Genomic DNA, 22,822 nt, shown 5'->3' with positions numbered 1-22,822 from the left:
CGCATGGCTGCCTGCTCTGCCGATGGCCACTCTTCGATGGCCACCGGCAATGGCACTCTGGCGGAACCGGCGCCGCTACCCCATCTATCGGACAGCATGACTGACAGCCTCGACCATCTCACGGCACCGCCCGCCGCCGCGCCATCCTTGCCGCTCGCCTTCGACCGGGAGGGGGCGGGCCGGCTGGTCGATACCGCCATCGCCCGCTACTGCGAGTCTCGCAGGGCAGCGGTACCCGATTTCGTGGACCGGCATTTCGGCTTTGCCGGCGCTTGGCGCCTGCATCGCCGCGCGCTTGGCTGGGACATGCTGCGCGCACCGGCCAATCTGGCCATGGGCCTGCCGGCGGTCGGCGTGAAGGCCGCCGCCGCCACGGCGCAGCGCCTCGGCAGGCGGCAGACCGCGGACTGGCTGAACAGCCGCAGGCTGTTTCTGGAAACCGATGTCGGCCGGGAACTCTCCTGGCTGCTCTATACCGATCTTCTTCAGCTGCCCTACAACCAGCCGGAGCGCGAGAACACCCGCGATGCGCTGGGCGAGACACTGATGAGCGATCAGCGCGTGATCGCCGCCTTCCGCCTGCCGCTAATGGAACTGGCGCGCCATGCCGACGATCCCGCCTTCCGGCAGCGGCTGGAACAGGCGCTGGCCAACTATATGGGCAGCCGGACGGCCGCCGCGGACATCACCACATCGCTGTTCGCGGTCGGGGCCGGCGCGGTCGGCGTGAAGGGGTTCACGCCCGGCATGCTGTCGCTCGGTCCCGCCGTCGCCAATCTGATGGCGCAGAAGGCCGCCGCCTCGGCCGGGCCGGTGGCCGGTCTGCTGGGCGGGCTGTGGTACGGCCAGGCCGCCGCCTCGCCACTGCTGGTCGCGGGGGTGACCGGCGGGCTGCTCGGCGCCGGCGCCATCATGGCCGCCTTCGCCGGCATCGTGACCGATCCAGTACAGCGCCGGCTGGGCCTGCACCAGCGCCGGCTGGTGCGGCTGGTCGATCATCTGGAAGCCAATCTGCGCGGCGACTCGGACAAGGCCTATGAAATCCGCGATCTCTATGTCGCGCGGCTGCTCGACATCGCGGATCTGGTACGCACGGCCCACAGGCTGACAAGCGGCTCGTGAAGCGTCAAGATCGACGCCGCCCGCAAAAAGGAGTCCGCGCGCCGTGCCTGCCTCAGATCACAAAGCCGCTGCCGCCAGAAAACTGACCGCCGTGGAGGTTGCGCTTCCTGTCTTCACGCCGGCAGCGGACAGCGACAGCACCGTCTTCGATTTCACCAGCCACCGCCGCGCCCGCGAGGCGCTGGAATTCGCGCTGGGCATCGAGGATCTGGGCTACAACGTCTTCGTGCTGGGCGAGGAGCGCAGCGGCCGCATGACAGCCACGATGCGCTATCTCGAACAGGCGATGCAGGCCCGTCCCGCCCCCAGCGACTGGATCATCCTGAACAATTTCCGCCACCCGCACCAGCCGCTGCCCTTCCGCCTGCCGGTTGGCACCGGACGGCGATTCCGCAGCCGGATGACGGCGCTGGTCGGCGAGGTGACGGAAGCGCTGAAGCGCGCCTTCACCGGCGAGGATTACCAGAAGCAGGTGCGCACCAGGCAGGAAAAGCTGCAGGAGGAGATTAACGCCCGGCTGGAGGAGGTGGACAGCCGCGCCCGTGCGGCCGGGCTGGCAATCCTGCGTACCGAGACCGGCCTCACCGTCATGGTGCCGCCGCCCGAGGACAAGGATGGCGACGGCAAGCCCGACACCGACCCGCAGCCCCCTTCGCCGGAGACCGAGGCAACCGCGAAGCGCCTTCTGGAAGAGCTGGCAGAGATCAACCGCTGGGCCGGCCAGCGGCAGATGGAGATGATCGGCTGGATCAAGGAACTGAACCAGCGCATTGCCGACCATGCCATTGCCGGGCCGGTCGATTCCGTGATTGCCGACTTCGGCCATATCCCGCAACTCGGGCGCTGGCTGACCGAGATGCGGACCGACATGACCGAGCAGCTGGACGCGTTCCAGATGGCGATGGAGGGCGAGGGCAAGCCCGGCGTGATGCCGCCGGTGCAGCGCTATGCCGTGAACCTGTTCGTCGATCACGGCAACGAAACCCACCCGAAGGTCGTGCTGGAACCCAACCCGACCTACGAGAACCTGTTCGGCCGGATCGAATACCGCCAGGCTGCCGGCAGCCTGGAGACCGATTTCACCCTGATCCGGCCCGGCGCCCTGCACCAGGCGAATGATGGCGGCGTTCTGGTACTGCGCGCCGAGGCGCTGGCCCGCGATCCCGCCGCCTGGACCTTCCTGAAAGGCGCCTTGCGCGACCGCTCGATCCAGATCGAGGAACGCTATCGCGCCAGCAGCGTGCCGATCGCCGGCGCGCCGCGGCCGGAACCGATCCCGCTGGACCTGAAGCTGGTCATCGTCGGCTCGCCCTACTGGTATTACTCCGTCTTTTCCGGCGATCCGGAATTCCGCGCCCATGTGAAGGTGAAGGCGGACATCGATCCGGACATGGAGGCAACGGTCGGGAACATCGCCTGCTACGCCGGCCTGCTGCGCGACATGATGCGGCAGTTCGACGGCGTGACGCTGGCCCCGGACGCCATGGAACGGCTGCTGGGTGAGGCCTCGCGCGAGGCCGGGCACCGCCACAAGCTGACCGCCCGCTTCGAACTGATCGACGACATTCTGGTCGAAGCCGTCCGTCAGCTTCCCGCCGACCGGCGCAAGAGCGGCACGCTGGGCAAGGAGGCGGTGGCTGCCGCCATCGCCGCACGTCAGCGCCGCAATGCCCGGGTCGAGGACAGGCTGCAGGAATCCGTGACCGACGGCACGGTGATGATCGCCGTGCGCGGCAAGGTCATCGGCCAGATCAACGCGCTGGTGGTGCGCGATCTCGGCGACCATGTCTTCGGCATGCCGGCCAGAATCTCCGCCCGCGCCTCGGCCGGCCGGGAGGGCGTGACCAACATCGAACGCGATGTCGATCTCGGCGGGCCGATCCAGCAGAAGGGCGTCATGGTGCTGCAGGGTTTCCTCACCGGCACCTTCGCGCGCGACATTCCGCTGTCCTTCACCTGCTCCATCACCTTCGAGCAAAGCTATGGCGGGGTAGAGGGCGACAGCGCGTCGATGGCCGAACTGATCGCCATCCTGTCCGACCTCGCGGATATCCCGGTGCGCCAGGATCTCGCCATCACCGGTTCGGTCAACCAGCACGGCAAGACGCAGGCCATCGGCGGCGCCCGCTACAAGGTCGAGGGTTTCTTCCGCAGCTGCCTGGAAAATGGCGGCCTGACCGGCGAGCAGGGTGTCGTCCTGCCGCGCAGCAACGAGCAGCATCTGGTGCTCGACCCCGCCGTGACGGCCGCCATCGAAGAGAGGCGTTTCCATCTCTGGAGCGTGGACAGCATCGAGGAAGCCGCGCAGCTGTTCCTCGACACCGGCTGGGACGAAATACGCGGGCGGGTCGAGACGCGCCTGCGCGCCTTCAACGGCATCCTCACCGAAGCACGGCACAGACCTCTGTAAATTAAGAGATATTGTCCGCTTCTCCCGCCTTTTCGCCCAATTGGGCATTCTGGCGGCAACAGGAACCTGCACGGCAAGCCTGGCGTTCTCCTCACAAGTGTCCGGCAAGCGGAAATCATGCTCCGCCACCGGGCAATCCATCGGCGACCCCGTATGAACGGGACCCGATATAACAAAGAGGAGACAGTCATGCGTAAGCATCTGATTGCCACCGTTTCCGCCATCGCCCTCGCCGCGCCGCTGCTGACGGTGCCCGTGCTGGCGAATGACATGACCAAGACCGAGAACAAGGCCGAGACCAAGGCCGAGACTGGCGTGTCCGGCAGTGCCGGCGCCACGACCGAAACCGAGACCACCACGGGCCAGGATATCGACCGGGCCATGGACAAGGCCGGTAAGGAGGTCAGCGACGCCTATAAGAGCACGGTCGAAGCCGGCAAGGAGCTTGTCGAGGGCGATCCGGAATTCAGCAACAAGATCGTCGGCAAGACGGTCCGCACCACTGATGGCACCTCCATCGGCACGGTGAAGGACGTGGTCGCCGGTGCCGGCGCCACCCAGGTGCAGGAGGTCGTGATCGGTACCGGCGGCGTGCTGGGGCTGGGCGAGAAGAATGTCGCCGTCCCGGCTGACCAGATTCGCTATGACGGCGCGGAGAAGAATGTCGTCATCTCGATGACCGAGGCTGAGTTCGAGACCCTGGCCAATGCCTCCCCGGGCCGCGGCGAGACCGCCAGCACGGCGAGCGGTCAGGCTGGTTTCTCGGCCGATATGGCCGCCATCGTCGGCAAGCCGGTCCATTCTCAGGATGGCAAGGAGATCGGCGAGGTAAAGGACGTCGTGCTGGGCCAGGATGGCAAGCAGATCGACCAGATCGTCATCGGGTCGGGCGGCGTGCTGGGCCTTGGCGAGAAGGAGATCGCCGTGAAGCCGATGCAGCTGCGCGTGAATGCGGAGCAGAAGGCCGTCATTCTCGCGATGACCGAGGCGCAGTTCAAGCAGGCGCTGGAAGCGGATACCAAGGTCATCCGCTAACCACCAAACCTGACGCCGAAACAAGCGACGCCGCCCGGAAGACCGGGCGGCGTCAGCCTGTTCAGGGATCGGTAACCTGGGAAAGCTTGGAGCGGGTGAAGGGAATCGAACCCTCGTCGTCAGCTTGGGAAGCTGCTGCTCTACCATTGAGCTACACCCGCGATGGCAACCTCCTTATAGGCGAAGCTTTCGCACCCGGCAAGCCGGCGCAATCGCCGGTCGGGACTGCCCAGCGCGTGACGAATCCGCTATGCTTCCCGTTGCTTTGTCGGCACAGGACGCTTATGTAACCGCCCATGTCCGCTGTACAGCCCCTGATCGATCAAATCTGGAAGCCGGAACCCGTCGTCCCGGCCGCCCCCGCCGCCTTGCGCCCGAATCTCGTCGGCATGGACCGCGCCGAAATGGCCGCCGCCTTCGCCGGGATGGGCCTGCCCGCCTTCCGCATGAAGCAGGTCTGGAACTGGGTCTATCATCGCGGCGCCACCGATTTCGAGGTGATGACCAACATCGCCAAGGAATTGCGCGGAAAGCTGGCCGAGACTTTCCGTATCGCCCGGCCCGAGGTGGTGACCGAGCAGAAATCCAGCGACGGCACCATCAAATGGCTGCTGCGCTTCGCGGATGGCAACGAGGTCGAGACCGTCTTCATTCCCGAGGAGGATCGCGGCACGCTGTGCGTCTCCTCCCAGGTCGGCTGCACGCTGACCTGCAAGTTCTGCCATACCGGCACGCAGCGCTGGGTGCGCAATCTGGGTGCGGCGGAGATTGTCGGCCAGGTGATGCTGGCGCGCGACAAGCTGGGCGAATGGCCGGCCAGCATGGAAGGGCGCAACTTCACCAACATCGTCATGATGGGGATGGGCGAGCCGCTCTATAATTACGACAATGTCGCCAAGGCGCTGAAGATCATCATGGATGGCGAGGGCATCGCGCTGTCGCGCCGGAAGATCACCCTGTCCACCGCCGGCGTCGTGCCGGCCATGGCGCAGTGCGGCGAGGAGCTGGGCGTGAATCTCGCGGTCTCGCTGCACGCGGTGACCGACGAAATCCGCGACCAGATCGTGCCGCTGAACCGTAAATACAAGCTTGCCGAGCTGATCCAGGCCTGCCGCGACTATCCCGGCGCTTCGAACGCGCGGCGCATCACTTTCGAGTACGTCATGCTGAAGGGCGTGAATGACAGCGACCAGGACGCGCATGCGCTGGTGAAGCTGCTGGAGGGCATTCCGGCGAAAATGAACCTGATCCCGTTCAACCCCTGGCCGGGATCGCCGTTCGAATGCTCCAGCAACACCCGCATCGACCGGTTTTCCAAGATCCTGATGGCAGCAGGTTATGCCTCGCCGGTGCGCACCACGCGCGGCGCCGACATCATGGCGGCCTGCGGGCAGCTGAAATCCGCCTCCGAGAAGCTGAAGAAAAGCCTGCGGGCGGAGTGAAGGAACATCGCGCATGGGCATGTTCGGCTGGAACCTGATCTTCGGCTTGCTGGTGATTTACCCAGTCTGGCGCATCTATGAGCGCACCGGCCTGAACCCGCTGTTCGCGCTGCTGGTCTTCGTGCCCGGGATCGGCTGGCTGCTGACATTGCTGCCGCTGGCCTTCATGAAATGGCCGAACAAGCCGGAAATCAGCGGATCATGATAGCCGGCATGGAAGTCGTGCTGGTCCCCGCCGGTCTGCTGGGGCTGGCGGTGTTCATCGTCACCATCTGGGCATCGGTGCGCATCCTCGACCGGATCGGCCATTCCGGCTGGTGGGTGCTGATCGGCTTCGTGCCGGTGCTGAACATCGCGATGATCTGGGCACTGGCGCTGCAACGCTGGCCCATCGATGACGAAAGCGACAGCGGGACAGGCAGCACAGAATCCGGGCAGGATGACAGTACCCTCTGGTCGCCCGAGACGCTGAAAAACGCCGGCCCGCCGGACGGCCATCCGGAACCGCCAGCCGCCCTGCCCCCCACTAAAAGCTAGGCATAAACCCGCTTGTAGAGGTCGATGATCTCGGCCTCGTCAGGCACGCGCGGATTGTTGCCCGGCGAGCCTGAGGCCAGCGCCTGGCTAGCCATCGTGCCCAGCAGTTCCATATAGCGCGCTTCGTCGATGCCATAGGCCTTCGGCGTCGGCACCTTCAGATCGTCATTCAGCCGGCGCAGCCCGTCGATCAGGCGGTTCACGGCGGACTGGTTGCCCTCATCCTCCGGCGCGATCCCCATGGCCCGCGCGCAATCGGCGTAGCGGTCCAGCGCCGCCTCGGCGGAGAATTCGGTGACGGCGGGCAGCAGCATGGCGTTGGACAAGCCGTGCGGCACATGGAAGAAGGCGCCGATCGGCCGACTCATGCCATGCACCAGCGCCACCGAGGCGTTGGAAAAGGCCATGCCGGCCTGGGTTGCCCCCAGCATCATCTGCTCGCGCGCCTGCTCGTTCTCCGGCTCGAAGCAGGCGGTGCGGATATGGGTATAGAGCCGCCGCATCGCGGTCAGCGCATAGACATCCGACATCGGGTTGCGCTTCTTCGAGACATAGGCCTCGACCGCATGGGTGATGCTGTCTATGCCGGTATCGGCGGTCAGCCGGAACGGCTTCTTCATCGTCAGCTTGTAATCGACCAGCGCCGCCGTCGGCAGGCACCCCAGCCCCATGATGAGCATCTTCTCGTCGGTTTCGGTATCGGTGATGACGCAGAATTTCGTCACTTCCGAGCCGGTGCCCGCCGTGGTCGGGATGCAGATCAGCGGCACCGCCGATTTGTCGGCAGCCTTCGGCACCTTGTGGTCGCGCATCCTGCCACCCAGCGCCGCCAGCGCGTTCATCGCCTTGGCGGTGTCCATCGGGCTGCCGCCGCCGAAGGCAATCAGGCTGTCGAAGGTTCCGAGGCGCAGCCGACCGAGCCCCGCCTCCACCACATCGGTCGTCGGGTCGGGCACGGTATCGGCGAACAGATCCCAGCGGATGCCGGCGGAATCCAGCGGGTCGGTCACATGCTTCAGCATGCCGGAATCGCGCATGAACGGGTCGGTGACGATCAGCGGCCGGTGTACCCCCAGCTTGTGCAGGACCAGCGCGATCTCCTGCGCGGCATCGCCGCCGATCAGCATCATGCGGGGTGTGAGTATCTGCGCGATCATGGTGTCCTCTCCCGGTTCGCTCTTTTGCACAGGATAAGGCGGTTTGTATCCGATAGCCAAACGGAGCTTATCGGCCCGTTGTTATCCACCGCCAAGCGGCGCTATAACCAAGCCCGGACATTTCAATCAAGCAGGCCGCACGGCCGATCCCCGGATCGATCCGGGCGTGACGAAAACTCGGAGGAACCCCATGACCAAGACGCTGCAGCATTATGTGAACGGCGCACCGGTGGACGGCGCCAGCGGCCGTTTCAGCGATGTGTTCAACCCGGCGACCGGCGAGGTGCAGGCGCGCGTGCCGCTGGCCAGCCAGGCCGAGGTGGACAAGGTCGTGGCAAGCGCGCAGGCGGCTTTTCCGGCCTGGGCCGCCGCCACGCCGCTGCGCCGCGCGCGCGTCATGTTCAAGTTCAAGGAACTGATCGAGAAGAACATGGACCGGCTTGCCGCCGCGATCACGGCGGAGCATGGCAAGACCTTCCCGGACGCGCAGGGCGAGGTGACGCGCGGGCTGGAGGTCGTGGAATTCGCCTGCGGCATTCCGCAGCTGCTGAAGGGCGAATATACCGAGCAGGTCGGCGGCGGCATCGACGCCTGGACCATCCGCCAGCCGCTGGGCGTGGTTGCCGGCATCACTCCCTTCAACTTCCCGGCCATGGTGCCGATGTGGATGTTCCCCGTCGCGATTGCCTGCGGCAACTGCTTCATCCTGAAGCCGTCGGAGCGCGATCCGTCGGTCGGCATGATTCTCGCCGACCTGCTGAAGGAAGCCGGATTGCCGGATGGCGTGTTCAGTGTCCTGCATGGCGACAAGCAGGCGGTGGACGCGATCCTCACCCACCCGGGCATCGAGGCGGTCAGCTTCGTCGGCTCCACCCCGATCGCCGAGTACGTCTATCACACCGGCACCGCGCACAATAAGCGGGTGCAGGCGCTGGGTGGTGCCAAGAACCACATGATCGTCATGCCCGACGCCGATCTCGACCAGGCGACCGACGCGCTGATGGGCGCCGGCTACGGTTCCGCCGGCGAGCGCTGCATGGCCGTCTCCGTCGCTGTCGCCATCGGCGACAAGGTGGGCGATGCGCTGATCGAACGGCTGACGCCGAAGGTGCGTTCGCTGAAGGTCGGCCCCGGCATGGACAAGGAAGTCGAGATGGGGCCGCTGGTCACCCGCCAGCATCTGGAGAAGGTGCGCGGTTATGTCGATCAGGGCGTGAAGGAAGGCGCGAAGCTGGTGGTCGATGGCCGCGACATGAAGCTTCAGGGTTACGAGAACGGCTTCTTCATGGGCGGCTGCCTGTTCGACAATGTCACCACCGACATGACGATCTACAAGGAAGAGATCTTCGGCCCGGTGCTCTCCGTGGTCCGTGCGCCGGATTACGAAACCGCCGTGAAGATGGTCAACGACCATGAATTCGGCAACGGCACCGCGATCTTCACCCGCGATGGCGATGCGGCGCGCGAATTCGCCAGCCAGATCAAGGTCGGCATGGTCGGCATCAATGTGCCGATCCCGGTACCGATGGCCTTCCATTCCTTCGGCGGCTGGAAGCGCTCGCTGTTCGGCGATCACCACATGCACGGGCCGGAAGGCGTGCGTTTCTACACCCGCATGAAGGCGATCACCCAGCGCTGGCCGACCGGCATCCGTTCCGGCGCCGAGTTCATCATGCCGACGATGAAATGATCCGAGGGACGTGAACGAAGCACCAAATACGGTGACAGGCAGCGGCCGGGCGGATCTTCCGCTCGGCCGCGTTCTGTTCGCCAACATGCTGCTGCTGGGGGTGGCGATCCTGTGGGGATCGCACATTCCGGTGCTGGACGTGCTGCTGGGCACGCTGGACGTCTGGACGGTGGCGCTGTTCCGCTACCTGATCCTGATTCCCGTCGCGATGTGCTGGCTGACGCTCTCGACCGCGCAGCCTTTCAGGCCAGCCCCGCCGAAGGATAGCGAAGCCAATGCCAGGGTTCCGGCGCGCTTCCCGCTGGGGCGAATCGCCCTGCTGGGCATCCCCGGCGTGCTGGGCTTCGCGCTGTGCTATTCCGCCGGCATCTATTTCGCCGGGCCGATCTCGGCAGCGATCATCGCCACCTGCTCGCCGGTGGTGGCGACGCTGGTGAACTGGGCGATCAGTGGCGCACGGCCAGGCCGCGCCATGTGGCTGGCCATGGGTTTCGCCGTCACCGGCGGGCTGATCGCCGTGTTCAGCCGCGAGCCGGCAGGGCCAGGCCAGGATCACCGCGTCCCGATTCTGGGCGAAGCGCTGCTGGTCTGCGGCATGATCTGCTGGAGCAGCTATTCGGTGTTCGCCCAGCGCTGGCTCGGCGGCTATTCGCAGCTGCAGATCACCGGCTTCACCATGACGGCGGCTGGTATCGGCATGATCCTGCTCTACCCCCTGCTGAGCCTCGCCGGCCTCGCCCATATGCCCGAGGCACTTCCGCCAATCGGCATCGTCGTCGGCCTGGTCTATGTGGCGCTGCTGCCCACCTTGTTTGGCACCTTCCTGTGGCATAGTGGCATCGGCATCGTCGGCGTGCCGGTGGCGGCGCTCTACATGAACTTGCTGCCGATCTTCGCCGTGCTTATCTCGATGCTGATCGGCACCATCCCGACAACCGGGCAGATCATCGGCGGGCTGGTCGTGCTGGCCGGCGTCGCCCAGGCGCAATTCCATCGATTGAAGACCCAGCCATCATGAGCGATCCGCGTTACGCCCTGTATTACTGCCCGCCAGAAGGCAGCGACCTGTATCGTTTCGGTTGCCGCTGGCTGGGCCGTGACGCCGTCACCGGCACGGCGCTGGAGCAGCCTGCCGTGTCGCAGATCAGCCCGGAACGCCTGGAGGAAGTGACCCGCACCGCCAGGCATTACGGCTTCCACGGCACGCTGAAGCCGCCCTTCCGGCTGCACAGGCAGGCCACCGAGGAGCAGCTCACCGGCAGCCTGACGCGTTTTGCCGCGCAGCTTCGCCCGTTCACCGCGCCGCCGCTGGTGCTGAAGAATCTGTCGGGATTCCTGGCCCTGCAGTGCGCCACCCCCTCGCCGGAGATCGACACGCTGGCCGCCGCCTGCGTCACCGCGCTGGACCGCTTCCGCGCGCCCGCCAGCGAATCGGAACTGGCGAAGCGCCGCGCCGCCGGACTGACCGAGCGGCAGGAAGAGATGCTGGTGCGCTGGGGCTACCCCTATGTGATGGATTGCTTCCGTTTCCACATGACGCTGACCAGCCGTCTGCCCGACGAGGCGGAGCACGCTGCCTTCCGCAAGGCGCTGGAGCCGATGGTGGCGCGCTTCGCCGCCGAGCCGCTGCGTGTCGAGGCGGTGGCGCTGTTCCGGCAGGAAAGCCATGACGCGCCCTTCGTGCTGGCGCGCTCTTTCCCGCTCAGCAAGATTTAGCGCATCGCCAGAACAGGACTGGCCCCGTCCGGGGCGCGCGCCATCGGCACGTCGCTGATTTCGCGCAGCAGCTTCTGCAGGATGGCGCGGGAGAAATCGGCATAGTCGGCAGCCTCGATCACGAAGGCGCCCGGTCCGCCGATGACATAATCCTGATAATGCCTGTCGAGGTTCTTCTCCTCGTTCAGGATGGCAAGGCCATTGACCGTCACCCCCTGCGCGACCGCCTCGTCGCGCGCCGGACGCACCGGATCGACGCCATTGTCGATACCGTCCCCGGAGACATCGATGACCTGCCGCAGCCCGCGATAGGGACCGGCCGGAAACTGCTGCAGGGAATAGCGGATGGCATTGCCGATGGAAGTGCCGCCGCCATCCACATCGCGCGGCATCATCTGCAGCTTGTCGGCCAGCGCCTCCGCGGCTGCCGGACTATCGACCAGCTGCCAGGGCACGGAGACATGCTGGGCATTGGTGCCGGCGCTGGCCCATTGCACGATGCTGACGGCGATTGCGCCGAGCGCGCCGCTGGTGATCGCCTGCTTCACCCGCTCGTCGCGGAAGGCATGCGCCAGCCCGTTCGCCATCAGGTTGAATTCGTCGTAATCGACCGAGGAGGAGGCATCGATGGCGAGGACGAGCTGCAGATCGACGGGGATTTCCGCCCGCGCCGCGCGGGACGGCAACAGCAGCGAGAAAGCCAGCAGAACCAGCAGCAGGCCGTGGCAGGAGCGGGAAAGGGCCAAGCGCGTCATGCCTCATCAGATAGAGGCAAACAATGGCAGGAAAACGGACGCCCTGCCAGAAAACCCCGAGAACCGGAGTCAGCCCCGCTCCTCGATGGCTTCCATATCGTCGTCGGAATAGCCGAAATGATGGCCGATCTCGTGGATCAGCACATGGCGCACGATGTCCTGCAGATCCTCGCCGGTCTCGCACCAGTAATCCAGGATCGGCCGGCGGTAGAGGAAGATCATGTCCACATCCTGCGGCACATCCAGCAGGCTGCGGTTGGTCATCGCCACGCCGCGATAGAGCCCCAGCAGGTCGAAGGGCGTTTCCACACCCATCTCCAGTTCGGTATCCTCGTCGGGAAAATCCTCGATCCGCAGCAACACGTCGCGGACATGCTGGCGCAGCGGATCGGGGATGACCTGCAGTGCGGCCAGCGCCATCTCCTCGATATCGTCGAGGCTGGGCGCCGTGGTGTGGATCGGTGTCTTCATGTGATCGACGATAGCGCGCCCGGGCTGGGCCGCCAAGGTGACGCCGACAGGGAATTTCAGGAGTTTGGAAGCAGCCATGGAGGTCTTTTCGGATGGTACGGCAACTGACGGATACGGAAATCGACGCAGCACTCGCGGAACTGACAGGCTGGCGGCGGGTGGAGGAGCGACCGGCAATCGCCCGCAGCTTCAAATTCACCGACTTCAATCAGGCTTTCGGCTTCATGACAAGGGTCGCCCTGATGGCCGAGAAGCTGGATCATCACCCGGAATGGTCGAACGTCTATAACCGCGTCGAGATCGTGCTGATGACGCACGATGCAGGCGGGGTCAGCGAACGCGACCTGAAACTGGCCCGCTTCATCGATTCCCTCTGAAAGAACCGAGGCCGCCCGGGAACATCCCGGACGGCCTCGTAACCCTTTCAGCAGATTCGGCGCAGCTTAGTTGCGCTGCGTGCCGAACAGCTGCATCAGCATGATGAACATGTTGATGAAGTTCAGGTACAGCGACAGCGCGCCCATCAGGGCCTTCTTGCCAGCGATCTCGCTGCCGTCGAGCTGCGTGTACAGTTCCTTGATGCGCTGCGTGTCCCAGGCGGTGAGGCCGGTGAACACGATGACGCCGATCACCGAGATGGCAAACTGCAACGCCGTGGAGCCGACGAAGATGTTCACCACAGACGCGATGATGATGCCGATCAGCCCCATGAACATGAACGACCCCAGGCGCGACAGGTCACGCTTGGTGGTGTAGCCGTACAGGCTGGTCGCGGCGAACATGCCGGAGGTGATGAAGAACACGCGGGCCACGCTCTCGCCGGTGAAGACCAGCAGGATCGAGGACAGCGACAGGCCCATCATCGCCGCATAGGCCCAGAACACGATCTGCGCCGTGGCGTAGGACATGCGGTTGATGCCCATCGACAGGCCGAACACGAAGGCCAGCGGCGCCAGCATCACCACCCATTTCAGCGGCGACCCGTAGATCGTCATGCCGAAATCGGTCAGCGCCAGCGGGCTCCAGCTCTCCACGGCCATCTGCGCGACGGCGTAGGCAACGATGCCAGTCAGCGCAAGGCCGCTTGCCATGTAGTTGTAAACTTTGAGCATGTGGGCGCGCAGGCCGGCATCGATATCCGCCGCAACTGCTTCCGCCCGGTTCATATACTGCTTTTGAGTATCCATCGCTTCCCTCTGCTATGCGGTGGACGCAAACTGCATCTGATGTAAGCGAATTGCTCCACAGCTTCAATATATATAGGACCGCACAAGGCCGATTTAAGGTGCCCTCGGTACTCTCGGCGCTTGCAACCCGCCGTTTCACCGCTATACCGGATATCGATCCAGCGCACCGCCGCATCGTGCGGTGCCTCCAGCCATCACCCCTTGAGGAGACAAACCGCCATGGAACAGCGCCGCCTTGGCCGCACCGGCATCGATGTCAGCGTCATCTGCCTCGGTACCATGACCTTCGGCGAACAGAATACCGAGGCGGAAGGCCACGCCCAGCTCGACTATGCGCTGGATCATGGCGTCACCTTCATCGACACAGCTGAAATGTATCCGGTGCCGCCCAGTGGCAAGACCTACGGCGCCACCGAGGCAATCGTCGGTAACTGGATCTCGGCACGCAAGAACCGCGACAAGTTCGTACTGGCGACCAAGGTGGTGGGCGCCAGCCGCAAGGGCTTCGAACATATAAGGGGCGGCCAGGCGAAGCTGGATCGAAAGAACATCCATCAGGCCATCGACGATTCGCTGCGCCGGCTGAAGACCGATTATGTCGATCTCTACCAGCTGCACTGGGCCGACCGGCAGACCAACAGCTCGGGCCAGTTCGGCTATGTCCACAAGGACTCGCCGGACGCCACCCCGATCGAGGAGACGCTGGAGGCGCTGGCCGAGATCGTGAAGGCCGGCAAGGTGCGTGCCGTCGGCCTGTCGAACGAGACGCCCTGGGGCATGCATGCCTTCCTGCGCGCCGCCGAGCAGAAGGGCCTGCCGCGCGTCGCCAGCATCCAGAACGCCTACAGCCTGCTGTTCCGCCCGTTCGAGATCGGCCTGTCGGAAATGGCGATCCGCGAGGATGTCGGCCTGCTGGCCTTCTCGCCGCTCGCCATGGGCGCGCTCAGCGGCAAATATCTGGGGGGTGCCATCCCGCAGGGCTCGCGCATGGACCGCTATTTCTCGCGCTATGGCCGCTACATCGCGCCAAAGCCGATGGCGATCACCGAAAAGCTGGTGGCGCTGGCGAAGGAAAATGGCCTCAGCCCGACGCACATGGCGCTGGCCTATGTGAACAGCCGGCCCTTCGTGACCTCGAACATCATCGGATCGACCAGCGTCGAACAGCTGGCCGAGAATATCGGCAGTGCCGATGTCACCTTGTCGGACGAGCTGCTGAAGGGCATCGAGGCGATCCTGAACGAGGAGCCGATGCCGGTTCTATAGCGCCACGGACTCCTCCGCCGGCGCTTTCCCGGCCGGCGGACGGTCCGCCTGTTCTTCCTGACGTGGGATGACAATGTTGCCATCCTTGTCGAAATAGGGAACGCCGTAGCGCTGCACCTCCTCGGCCAACTCGCGCAGCGCCTCCATCGCCTTCACCGCGCCCTCGCGCAGAGATTCGACAGGATTGCCGGTCGGATTCTCGGCGCGGGCCGGCACGGCGGAAGCCGACAGCAGGACGATTCCCAGAGCCGCGACCGTCAGGATAGAACGCCCAGTCTGGATAAAAGGCATGGCCGGCTCCTCTATTCGTTGCGCAGCAGCGGCGCCGCCTTCTGCCCCAGCGCCCGCCAGGTGCCGGCGAGGCCCAGCGCCACCGTGATGAGTGTGCACAGCAATGATGTCCAAATCACGACACCGGGCGCGAACACGAAGTCTGACCGCATGACGAAAGTCAGCACCGACCAGGCAACAATGGTCCCGACGACCGAGGCGATCAGCGCCACCATCGCGCCCAGCAGGCCATATTCCAGCAGGAAGGCCAGCAGCACGTCACGCCGCGTCGCCCCCAGCACTTTCAGCACCACCGCGTCATAAACCCGGCGGTGATGCCCGGCAACCACCGCCCCGCCCAGCACAAGCGTGCCGGCAAGGATGGCGACCGAGGCGGTGATACGCACCGCCTGCCCGACCGCCTGCAGAATCTGGTTCGCGGCCTCCAGCGCATCCTTCACGCGGATCGCATTCACATTCGGCAGCGCATCGGTAACGGCACGCTGCACCGCCTCCTCGGCGACCGGCCCGTCCGTGTTCACGGTGGCAAGGATGGTGTGTGGCGCCACTTCCATCGTGCCGGGCGCGAAGATGATGACGAAATTGATCGACAGATTGCCCCAGTCGATCCGCCGCAGATTGCCGATGGTGGCGGTGATCTCGCGCCCCAGAACATTGATTGTCAGCGTGTCGCCAACGCCGATGCCGAAGCCGGCGGCAATCTCCGCATCGAAGGAGATCAGCGGCGGCCCCTGATAATCCTCCGGCCACCACGCCCCGTCGACGATCTGCGTTCCCGGCGGCGGCGCGGCGGCATAGGTCAGGCCGCGGTCGCCACGCAGCACCCAGCGCACCTCCGGATCGACCGTCACCTCGTCGGCGGGCACGCCATTGATGCGCGCAACCCGGCCGCGCACCATCGGCGTACGCTCGACCTTGCTGATGCCGGGCACCGCATCCACCGTCTGCTGGAAGCGCTCGATCTGGTTCGGCTGGATATCGATGAAGAAATAGCTGGGCGCCTGCTCCGGCAACTGCTCGGTCACCTGGCGCGACATATTGGCCTGGGTCAGGGCGACAGCGACCAGTACGGTGATGCCCAGCCCCAGCGACAGGGCGATACTCGCGGTCGGCGCACCCGGCCGGTGCAGATTGGCAAGAGCCAGCCGCAGGGTCGGCTGACGCGGCCGTCCCATCGCCGCCACCGCCAGCATCAGCAACCGCGCCGCCCCCAGGAAGATGACGACAGCACCGAGGGAGCCGAGCACGAACCAGCCGGCCAGCACCCGCTCGTTGGAGGAGAAGATGGCGAGCGCCGCCAGCGCCACCCCCGACAGACCAAGGGCGGCCAGATAGGGCAGACCGATGCGGCCCGATTCGCCACTGACCAGCTGACGGAACAGGCCGGCAGGCCGGATGTCCTTCGCCTTCGCCAGCGGCCACAGCGAGAAGGCAAGTGCCGTCAGCAGGCCGAACAGGCCGGCCAGCAGCAGCGGCCCGGCATACAGCGCCGGCGCGACCTGCACCGGCAGCAGCTGGCTCAGCACGGCCGCCCCGGCATAGGGCAGGGCCGCCCCCAGCACCAGCCCGGCGGCAATGCCGGCCAGCGCCAGGATCATGACCAGCGACAGGTAGGTGCGGAACACCACCGCCCCCTCGGCCCCCAGGCATTTCAGCGTGGCGATGGTGGTGGATTTGCCGTCCAGATAACTCTTCACCGCATTGCCGACGCCGACGCCACCGACGAGCAGCGCGGTCAGCCCGACCAGCGTCAGGAACTGCGCCACCCGGTCGATGAAGCGGCGCAGGCCCGGCGCTGCCTCGCCCAGGCCGCGCACGCGCCAGCCATTATCGGCGGCGTAGTCCTGGCGGAAATCCCGCATCCAGGCGGCGTGATCCGTGCCGGCGGGCAGGACAAGACGGTAGTGATAGTCGATCAGCGTGCCGGGCTGCACGAGACCGGTTTCCTCCAGCGCCGGGCGGGCGATCATCACGCGCGGCCCGAAGCTGGCGAAACTGACCGCACGGTCCGGTTCGCGCACCAGGGCGGCGCGCACCTCGACATCCAGATCGCCGACGCGCAAGCGGTCGCCGACAGCCAGCCCAAGGCGGTCGAGCAGGTTCGGGTCAATGACCGCGCCCCACACGCCGCCCCGTTCGGCAAGCGCCTGATCCAGCGGCAGGGCGGGATCGAGTTCGATGGAACCGACCAGCGGATAGGCGCCGTCCACCGCCTTCAGTTCGGAGAGCGAGCGCTGATCGCCATTCGGGTTGCGCGCCATCGCCCGCATGTCGGCGACGTGCGAGAGGCGCCCTTGCATCTCCAGATAGGCCAGCGCTTCCGGCGTGATCGGCCGGTGCACCGATTCGATATCGACATTGCCGCCCAGGATCTGGCTGGCATCGGCCCGCAGGCCGGCCAGCAGCGATTCGGAGACCGAGCCGACGCCGGCAATCGCCGCAACGCCCAGCATCAGGCAGGCGAGGAAGATGCGGAAGCCTTTCAGCCCGCCCCGTAGTTCGCGCCGGGCAAAGCGCAGCCAGACTGGTATCCCCCAGACTGGCATATCAGCGCCCGGCCGCGGCGAGTTCAGTCACGCCTTCCGTCTCGTCGGCGACGATCCGGCCATCGGCCAGATGAATGGTGCGCTGGCAGCGCCTTGCCAGATCGAGATCGTGGGTGATCAGCACCAGCGTGGTGCCGAAGCGGCGCTTCAGGTCGAACATCAGCTCGACCACCTGTTCGCCGGTATGGCCATCGAGATTGCCGGTCGGCTCGTCCGCCAGCAGCAGCGACGGACCGGCGACAAAGGCGCGGGCCAGCGCCACGCGCTGCTGCTCGCCACCGGAAAGCTGGTCGGGATAATGTCCGGTGCGATGGCCGAGGCCGACCGCCTCAAGGCCTGCCGCGGCCCTGTCGAACGCGTCCGCGGCGCCAGCCAGCTCCAGCGGTATGGCGACATTCTCCAGCGCCGTCATGGTCGGCACCAGGCGGAATGCCTGAAAGACGATGCCGACATGGGCACGGCGGAACAACGCCAGCCGGTCCTCGTTCATCTGGCCAAGATCATGCCCGGCGACGCGGATCGTGCCGCCGCTGGCGCGCTCCAGCCCTGCCATCAGCATCATCAGGGAGGATTTGCCGGCACCCGACGGGCCGACGATGCTGACCGTCTCGCCCGCTGCGATGGAAAGGTCAATTCCACGCAGGATGTTGACCTCGCCCGCCCCACTTCTCAAGTTAAGGCGCACATCGTCGAGCACGATGATCGGATCGCGCGACGAGTCCGAAACCGAGGAAGAGAGCGCTGTCATGTCGGAAGCCTGCATTGTTGCCGGATGGAGCGATGGCGGAAACGGAACGGCTGCGGACCGCGACCGTGCCCATTGCGGATATGGCCCGCTATACCGGATATTCAACGGACTGCTGCCGGCCACTCTGATGCCGGTCTTTTTTGCCGCCTTGCTGATGACCGGTATCGCCGGTACCACGGCGGTGCGGGCCGATACTGTCCTCCTGGGTCTGGGCGACAGCCTGATGGCGGGCTATGGCCTGCCGGACGACAGCAGCTTTCCGGCCCAGCTGGAAGCGGCGCTGCGCGCCCAGGGCAAGGATGTGCGCGTGGCGAATGCCGGTGTGTCGGGCGACACCTCGACCGGCGGCCTCGCCCGGCTGGACTGGGCGCTGGCCGAAAAGCCGGACGCGGCCATCGTTGAATTCGGCGCCAATGACGGGCTGCGCGGCCAGCCGGTGGACCAGCTCTATGCCAATCTGGACGCGATCCTGACACGGCTGAAGCAGGAGGGCATTCCCGTGCTTCTGGCCGGCATGCACGCCCCGCCCAATTTCGGCCGCGACTATGCGGAAGCCTTCCACGCTACCTATCACCGTCTCGCGGAAAAGCACGGCGTGGTCTTCTACCCCTTCTTCCTGGACGGGGTGGCGACGGACCCTGCGCTCAACCAGCCGGACGGCATCCACCCCAACGAGCAGGGTGTCGGCGTGATCGTCGAGCGCATCCTGCCGAAGGTCGAGGAACTGCTGGTTCGCGCCAGAAACGAGTAACGAAATTAATAGCGCATGAACAGGTTGACGATGCGTCCGATGGGCCCGGTCAGCTTCAGGGGCGCATCGGTGACGGCGAGGCAGATGCAATCCTCGCCCGGATCGGCAACCGGCGTGTGCACCAGTTCGTCATCGGCGATGGAGACGTCGCCCCGCTCGTAATGGCCGGTATCGTCGGAAAAGCCGCCGGCCAGCACCAGCGTCATCTCGTTGCCGCCATGCGTGTGGTTGGGCATGGCCTGCCCTCCCTTGATCCGGTAAAGCCGGGTGCGATAGCCGGACTCGCCGAGAGGCAATTCAATTTCCTGAAGCGCCTTCGTCACGCTGCGCCACGGTGCGGTGTCCAGATTGCAGCCGATATAGGAACGCAGGGGCTCCGGCAGGGTGCGGCGGGTATGGTCGTCGAACTCCACGGACGGCCCCTTCACCGGCGCGTCGGCAGGCGCCTCGGAAGGCACCTCATCGAGGCGGGCCAGCATCTCCGCCAAGGCCGCGTCGGGCAGATCGGCCGGACGGCTGTCCTCAAGCATGGCGCCGCCGATGCGCTCATAATCGGCCACCTTGGCCCGACATTCCGGGCACAAGGCCAGATGGGTCGCAACCAGCAGGCTGACCGCCTCGCTGGCGGTCCCCGCGGCATAGTCCATCAGATATTCTTCGCTCACATGAAATTGCATCACATCAACTCTTTCGCGAGGCTCTGGCGCAGTTTCGCCAGGGCGAGACGGATGCGCGACTTCACCGTCCCGATGGGAATGCCACTCTCCGCCGCAATCACGCCATGCGACTTGTCCTCGAAATAGGCGAGCCGCAACAGGTCCGCCTGTTCTACTGGCAGGCTTTTCAGCGCCTGTTTCACAACCGCATCACGCTGGGCCTCGAACACTGTCTCGTCGGCCGCCGTCGGCGCCGAGGGCACCAGCGCCGGATCCAGCGGATCGATCTCCGGTCGGCGGGTCCGGCGCAGGGCATCGATGCGCTTGTTCCGGGCAATGGTAAAAATCCAGGTACTGGCGCTGGCCTGCGACGGATCGAAAGTGTCGGCGCGGCGCCAGACCATCAGCATGGCCTCCTGCACAAGCTCCTCAACACCCTCGGGCGCCACACCCAGACGCATCAGGAAGGATTTGAGGCGCGGCGCGAAATGCGAGAAGAGTGCCGCGAAGGCAGCCCTGTCACGATCCCGTCCGACCGCGATCAGAAGTTGTTCCTGGGTCTTTACTGACATCGATCCGGCTTCGCCGCCCCCTCTTGCGGACCGTTTCCCGCCCGCCCCTCTATGTAGGGGCTTTCCGCCTCTCACCGCAAGCAGGGGCGCCGCAGATAAGGGCGCTGCAAGCCAGGGCACGACAAGATCGGACACAGCAAGGCTGACCGGCGCACGCGCGCATCGAAACCTCTGGCTTATGTCGATCTGTCCTTGCATGGAAACTTATACGGCGGCATGGCCACCGCCGGATTACCCGCGCCTCAAAAAAGTTCAATTTACCGCCTAGAAGCCCATCGACATGAATTTGACAGCCGACCGGGGCAATCCTGGGTTGGCAGGAGATACTGCTCTCGCTTAGGTTAACGGCATGATGAAGTCGATTCGCATTTCCACATTTTTCAGCCTCGCCCTCTGGACAGCATCCCTGTCCCTGGCGTCCCTGCCCGCGATAACCGGCCAGGCCACTGCCCAGCAACCCAAGCAGATCGGCACCTACAATGCCTGGAGCGCCTTCACCTATCAGGAGAATGGCGGGATCGTCTGCTACATGGTCAGCGAGCCGACGAAGGATGAGGGTGACTACACACGGCGCGGCAAGATCTACACGCTGGTGACGCACCGCCCCGCCAAGAAATCGCTGGGCGTGGTCAGCGTGATCGCCGGCTACCAGTACAAGGAAGGCAGCGAGATTTCGGTCAATATCGGCGGCACGGCCTACAAGCTGTTCACCGTCGATGACCATGCCTGGGCGGCCACCGCGCAAGAGGACAAGCAGCTTGTGGAGGCCATGAAGAAGGGCTCGACCATGGTGATCAAGGGGGCATCCTCGCGCGGCACCGAAACCACCGACACCTATTCGCTGAGCGGCTTCACCAAGGCCTATGAGGAAATCGGCAAGGCCTGCAAGGTGTCAGGCTAGAGCCTTTATCCTGCATCACCGTGCCACGAAAAAGGCCCCGCCAGTCAGCGGGGCCTTCGTCGTTCAGGGACCCTGATCGGGAATCAGGCCGCCTTGCGCAGATGCATCTCGATCAGCGTCTCGGCGATCTGGACCGTGTTCAGCGCCGCGCCCTTGCGCAGATTGTCGGAGACACACCAGAAGGCCAGGCCGTTCTTCACGGTCGGGTCCTTGCGGATACGGCTGATATAGACCGCGTCCTCGCCCGCGCTTTCCTGCGGCGTCACATAGCCCTCATTGGCGCGGTGATCGACCACGGTGATGCCCGGCGCCTTCTGCAGGATGGCGCGCGCCTCGTTCTCGTCGATCGGCTTCTCGGTCTCGATGGTGATCGCCTCGGCATGGCCGATGAACACCGGCACACGCACGCAGGTGGCGAACACCTCGATGGCCGGGTCGAGAATTTTCTTGGTCTCGACGCGCATCTTCCACTCTTCCTTGGTCGAGCCGTCATCCATGAACATATCGATGTGCGGGATCACATTGAAGGCGATCTGCTTGGTGAAGACCTCCTTGGTGATCGCGTCGTTCACATAGATGCCACGGGTCTGGTTGAACAGCTCGTCCATCGCCTCCTTGCCGCCGCCGGACACCGACTGGTAGGTCGAGACCACGACGCGCTTGATCTTGAAGCGGTCATGCAGCGGCTTCAGCGCCACCACCATCTGGATGGTGGAGCAGTTCGGGTTGGCGATGATGTTGCGCTTGGTGTAGCCGGCAATCGCCTGCGGGTTCACCTCCGGCACGATCAGCGGCACATCGTGGTCCATGCGGAACTGCGACGTGTTGTCGATGACAATGGTCCCGGCCTTGGCGGCGCGCGGCGCATGCACGGCGGAGATTTTCGCGCCCGGCGAGAACAGCGCGATATCGGTGCCTTTGAAGTCGAAAGTCTCCAGATTCTGGACTTTCAGCACGGTGTCCTCACCATAGGACACCTGCTGGCCGGCCGAACGCTCCGAGGCGAGCGCGACAACCTCGTCGGCCGGGAAGTTACGCTCGGCCAGGGTGGTGAGCAATTCATGCCCCACAGCCCCCGTGGCACCGACAACCGCAACCTTATAGCCCATAACCGGACTCCCGTATAAAAAGCATGTTAACATCTGGACTGGTTGAAATACGCTTTCACCGGCCGCATTGCAACATTAGCCGCAGTGCAAATGGCAGGGAGGCGTCATGCAAAATCCTGAAGCGACGATCCGGACCTACGCCGAGTTCTGGCCGTTTTATCTTCGCGAACATGCGCGGCCGCTGACCCGTGCGCTGCATTATCTGGGGACCGCGCTGGGGCTGGCTTTGCTGGCCGCCGGGAGCCTCACCGGCACGGCCTGGCTTTTCCTGGCCGCCCTTCTCTCCGGCTACTTCTTCGCCTGGGTGGCGCATTTCCGGGTGGAGCGCAACCGCCCGGCCACCTTCCGCCATCCGCTCTGGTCACTGTACAGCGATTTCCGGATGTTCTTGCTGTGGGCCATAGGCCGGCTGCGCCCGGAACTGGAGAAGGCCGGCGTCCAGACCTGACAGACCCGGCGG

At 65.1% G+C, this 22,822-nt stretch carries 24 protein-coding genes and 1 tRNA gene; 14 read left to right on the top strand and 11 right to left on the bottom strand.

All coding sequences use genetic code 11. The annotated features are described in order from the left end of the window. Positions 1-3: 3 nt before the first annotated feature. The 3 genes from BKM74_RS10150 (at position 4) to BKM74_RS10140 (ending at position 4,567) form a co-directional block, all read left to right on the top strand. Entirely contained in the window at positions 4-1,122 is a 1,119-nt protein-coding gene (locus BKM74_RS10150) for a DUF6635 family protein (RefSeq protein WP_140056056.1), read from the top strand. A 43-nt stretch (positions 1,123-1,165) separates the two neighbouring features. Continuing rightward, entirely contained in the window at positions 1,166-3,532 is a 2,367-nt protein-coding gene (locus BKM74_RS10145; RefSeq protein WP_086465604.1) for a Lon protease family protein, read from the top strand. Between the two features lie 189 nt (positions 3,533-3,721). Further along, on the top strand, positions 3,722-4,567 hold the full coding sequence (locus BKM74_RS10140; protein ID WP_140056055.1) for a PRC-barrel domain-containing protein: 846 nt from the start codon (positions 3,722-3,724) through the stop codon (positions 4,565-4,567). Between the two features lie 87 nt (positions 4,568-4,654). Here BKM74_RS10140 and BKM74_RS10135 read toward each other — a convergent pair. Beyond that, positions 4,655-4,728, bottom strand: a tRNA-Gly gene (locus BKM74_RS10135). Between the two features lie 135 nt (positions 4,729-4,863). Here BKM74_RS10135 and rlmN point away from each other — a divergent pair. The 3 genes from rlmN to BKM74_RS10120 are packed head-to-tail and all read left to right on the top strand — an operon-like array spanning position 4,864 to position 6,546. Further along, on the top strand, positions 4,864-6,009 hold the full coding sequence (rlmN, locus tag BKM74_RS10130) for a 23S rRNA (adenine(2503)-C(2))-methyltransferase RlmN (RefSeq protein ID WP_086465602.1): 1,146 nt from the start codon (positions 4,864-4,866) through the stop codon (positions 6,007-6,009). Between the two features lie 13 nt (positions 6,010-6,022). Continuing rightward, a complete protein-coding gene (locus tag BKM74_RS10125; protein WP_086465601.1) occupies positions 6,023-6,214 on the top strand; it encodes a hypothetical protein in 192 nt (63 codons plus the stop codon). Then, a complete protein-coding gene (locus tag BKM74_RS10120) occupies positions 6,211-6,546 on the top strand; it encodes a DUF805 domain-containing protein (protein WP_086465600.1) in 336 nt (111 codons plus the stop codon). Before BKM74_RS10125 ends, BKM74_RS10120 begins: the two co-directional genes overlap by 4 nt. Here BKM74_RS10120 and BKM74_RS10115 read toward each other — a convergent pair. Next, a complete protein-coding gene (locus BKM74_RS10115; RefSeq protein WP_086465599.1) occupies positions 6,543-7,703 on the bottom strand; it encodes an iron-containing alcohol dehydrogenase in 1,161 nt (386 codons plus the stop codon). The two genes, BKM74_RS10120 and BKM74_RS10115, sit on opposite strands and share 4 nt — an antisense overlap. A 190-nt stretch (positions 7,704-7,893) precedes the next feature. On the opposite strand from BKM74_RS10115, the gene BKM74_RS10110 reads away from it, so the two are divergent. Genes BKM74_RS10110 through BKM74_RS10100 form a run of 3 tightly spaced genes read left to right on the top strand, consistent with a single transcriptional unit; the run spans position 7,894 to position 11,109 of the window. Next, positions 7,894-9,393, top strand: a complete 1,500-nt coding sequence (locus BKM74_RS10110) for a CoA-acylating methylmalonate-semialdehyde dehydrogenase (RefSeq protein WP_086465598.1) — start codon at positions 7,894-7,896, stop codon at positions 9,391-9,393. A gap of 10 nt (positions 9,394-9,403) precedes the next feature. Further along, on the top strand, positions 9,404-10,411 hold the full coding sequence (locus BKM74_RS10105) for a DMT family transporter (protein ID WP_140056054.1): 1,008 nt from the start codon (positions 9,404-9,406) through the stop codon (positions 10,409-10,411). Continuing rightward, positions 10,408-11,109 (top strand): DUF1045 domain-containing protein, encoded by a 702-nt coding sequence (locus BKM74_RS10100; RefSeq protein ID WP_086465596.1) that lies wholly within the window; start codon positions 10,408-10,410, stop codon positions 11,107-11,109. Before BKM74_RS10105 ends, BKM74_RS10100 begins: the two co-directional genes overlap by 4 nt. Here BKM74_RS10100 and BKM74_RS10095 read toward each other — a convergent pair. Continuing rightward, on the bottom strand, positions 11,106-11,864 hold the full coding sequence (locus BKM74_RS10095) for a DUF1194 domain-containing protein (protein WP_086465595.1): 759 nt from the start codon (positions 11,862-11,864) through the stop codon (positions 11,106-11,108). The two genes, BKM74_RS10100 and BKM74_RS10095, sit on opposite strands and share 4 nt — an antisense overlap. Before the next feature lie 69 nt (positions 11,865-11,933). After that, positions 11,934-12,413, bottom strand: coding sequence for a metallopeptidase family protein (locus tag BKM74_RS10090; protein ID WP_086465594.1), 480 nt, complete (start codon positions 12,411-12,413; stop codon positions 11,934-11,936). Positions 12,414-12,427: 14 nt separating this feature from the next. On the opposite strand from BKM74_RS10090, the gene BKM74_RS10085 reads away from it, so the two are divergent. Continuing rightward, entirely contained in the window at positions 12,428-12,712 is a 285-nt protein-coding gene (locus tag BKM74_RS10085) for a 4a-hydroxytetrahydrobiopterin dehydratase (RefSeq protein ID WP_086465593.1), read from the top strand. A gap of 66 nt (positions 12,713-12,778) precedes the next feature. On the opposite strand, the gene BKM74_RS10080 is transcribed toward BKM74_RS10085, so the two are convergent. Beyond that, entirely contained in the window at positions 12,779-13,522 is a 744-nt protein-coding gene (locus BKM74_RS10080) for a Bax inhibitor-1/YccA family protein (protein WP_245825898.1), read from the bottom strand. Positions 13,523-13,741: 219 nt separating this feature from the next. Between BKM74_RS10080 and BKM74_RS10075 the strand changes: the two genes are divergently transcribed. Then, complete coding sequence (locus BKM74_RS10075; protein WP_086465591.1) at positions 13,742-14,788, top strand: aldo/keto reductase; 1,047 nt, start codon at positions 13,742-13,744, stop codon at positions 14,786-14,788. Here the strand turns inward: BKM74_RS10075 and BKM74_RS10070 are convergent. From BKM74_RS10070 to BKM74_RS10060, 3 genes are read right to left on the bottom strand one after another with little or no spacing between them, the layout of a single operon-like run. Continuing rightward, positions 14,783-15,079 carry a hypothetical protein gene (locus BKM74_RS10070; protein WP_086465590.1) on the bottom strand — a complete coding sequence of 99 codons (297 nt, stop codon included), beginning with the start codon at positions 15,077-15,079 and terminating at the stop codon, positions 14,783-14,785. The genes BKM74_RS10075 and BKM74_RS10070 overlap by 6 nt on opposite strands. A gap of 11 nt (positions 15,080-15,090) precedes the next feature. Then, positions 15,091-17,625, bottom strand: a complete 2,535-nt coding sequence (locus BKM74_RS10065) for an ABC transporter permease (protein WP_176342482.1) — start codon at positions 17,623-17,625, stop codon at positions 15,091-15,093. A gap of 1 nt (position 17,626) precedes the next feature. Then, positions 17,627-18,373: an ABC transporter ATP-binding protein gene (locus BKM74_RS10060; RefSeq protein ID WP_176342481.1), complete on the bottom strand. Its 747-nt coding sequence runs from the start codon at positions 18,371-18,373 to the stop codon at positions 17,627-17,629. A gap of 127 nt (positions 18,374-18,500) precedes the next feature. Between BKM74_RS10060 and BKM74_RS10055 the strand changes: the two genes are divergently transcribed. Then, complete coding sequence (locus BKM74_RS10055; protein WP_176342480.1) at positions 18,501-19,124, top strand: arylesterase; 624 nt, start codon at positions 18,501-18,503, stop codon at positions 19,122-19,124. A 5-nt stretch (positions 19,125-19,129) separates the two neighbouring features. On the opposite strand, the gene BKM74_RS10050 is transcribed toward BKM74_RS10055, so the two are convergent. After that, positions 19,130-19,789 carry a ChrR family anti-sigma-E factor gene (locus BKM74_RS10050; RefSeq protein ID WP_245825897.1) on the bottom strand — a complete coding sequence of 220 codons (660 nt, stop codon included), beginning with the start codon at positions 19,787-19,789 and terminating at the stop codon, positions 19,130-19,132. An 11-nt stretch (positions 19,790-19,800) separates the two neighbouring features. Continuing rightward, complete coding sequence (locus BKM74_RS10045; RefSeq protein WP_086465587.1) at positions 19,801-20,352, bottom strand: sigma-70 family RNA polymerase sigma factor; 552 nt, start codon at positions 20,350-20,352, stop codon at positions 19,801-19,803. 349 nt (positions 20,353-20,701) lie between these two features. On the opposite strand from BKM74_RS10045, the gene BKM74_RS10040 reads away from it, so the two are divergent. Next, complete coding sequence (locus BKM74_RS10040) at positions 20,702-21,253, top strand: invasion associated locus B family protein (protein ID WP_086465586.1); 552 nt, start codon at positions 20,702-20,704, stop codon at positions 21,251-21,253. 83 nt (positions 21,254-21,336) lie between these two features. On the opposite strand, the gene BKM74_RS10035 is transcribed toward BKM74_RS10040, so the two are convergent. Beyond that, complete coding sequence (locus tag BKM74_RS10035; RefSeq protein WP_086465585.1) at positions 21,337-22,362, bottom strand: aspartate-semialdehyde dehydrogenase; 1,026 nt, start codon at positions 22,360-22,362, stop codon at positions 21,337-21,339. Positions 22,363-22,468: 106 nt separating this feature from the next. On the opposite strand from BKM74_RS10035, the gene BKM74_RS10030 reads away from it, so the two are divergent. Continuing rightward, positions 22,469-22,810: a DUF962 domain-containing protein gene (locus tag BKM74_RS10030; RefSeq protein WP_086465584.1), complete on the top strand. Its 342-nt coding sequence runs from the start codon at positions 22,469-22,471 to the stop codon at positions 22,808-22,810. Positions 22,811-22,822 lie beyond the last annotated feature (12 nt).

The organism is Oceanibaculum nanhaiense (genome assembly GCF_002148795.1).
In the GTDB taxonomy this organism is placed as follows: Bacteria; Pseudomonadota; Alphaproteobacteria; order Oceanibaculales; family Oceanibaculaceae; genus Oceanibaculum; species Oceanibaculum nanhaiense.
This window is presented reverse-complemented; position numbering and strand designations above follow the sequence as displayed.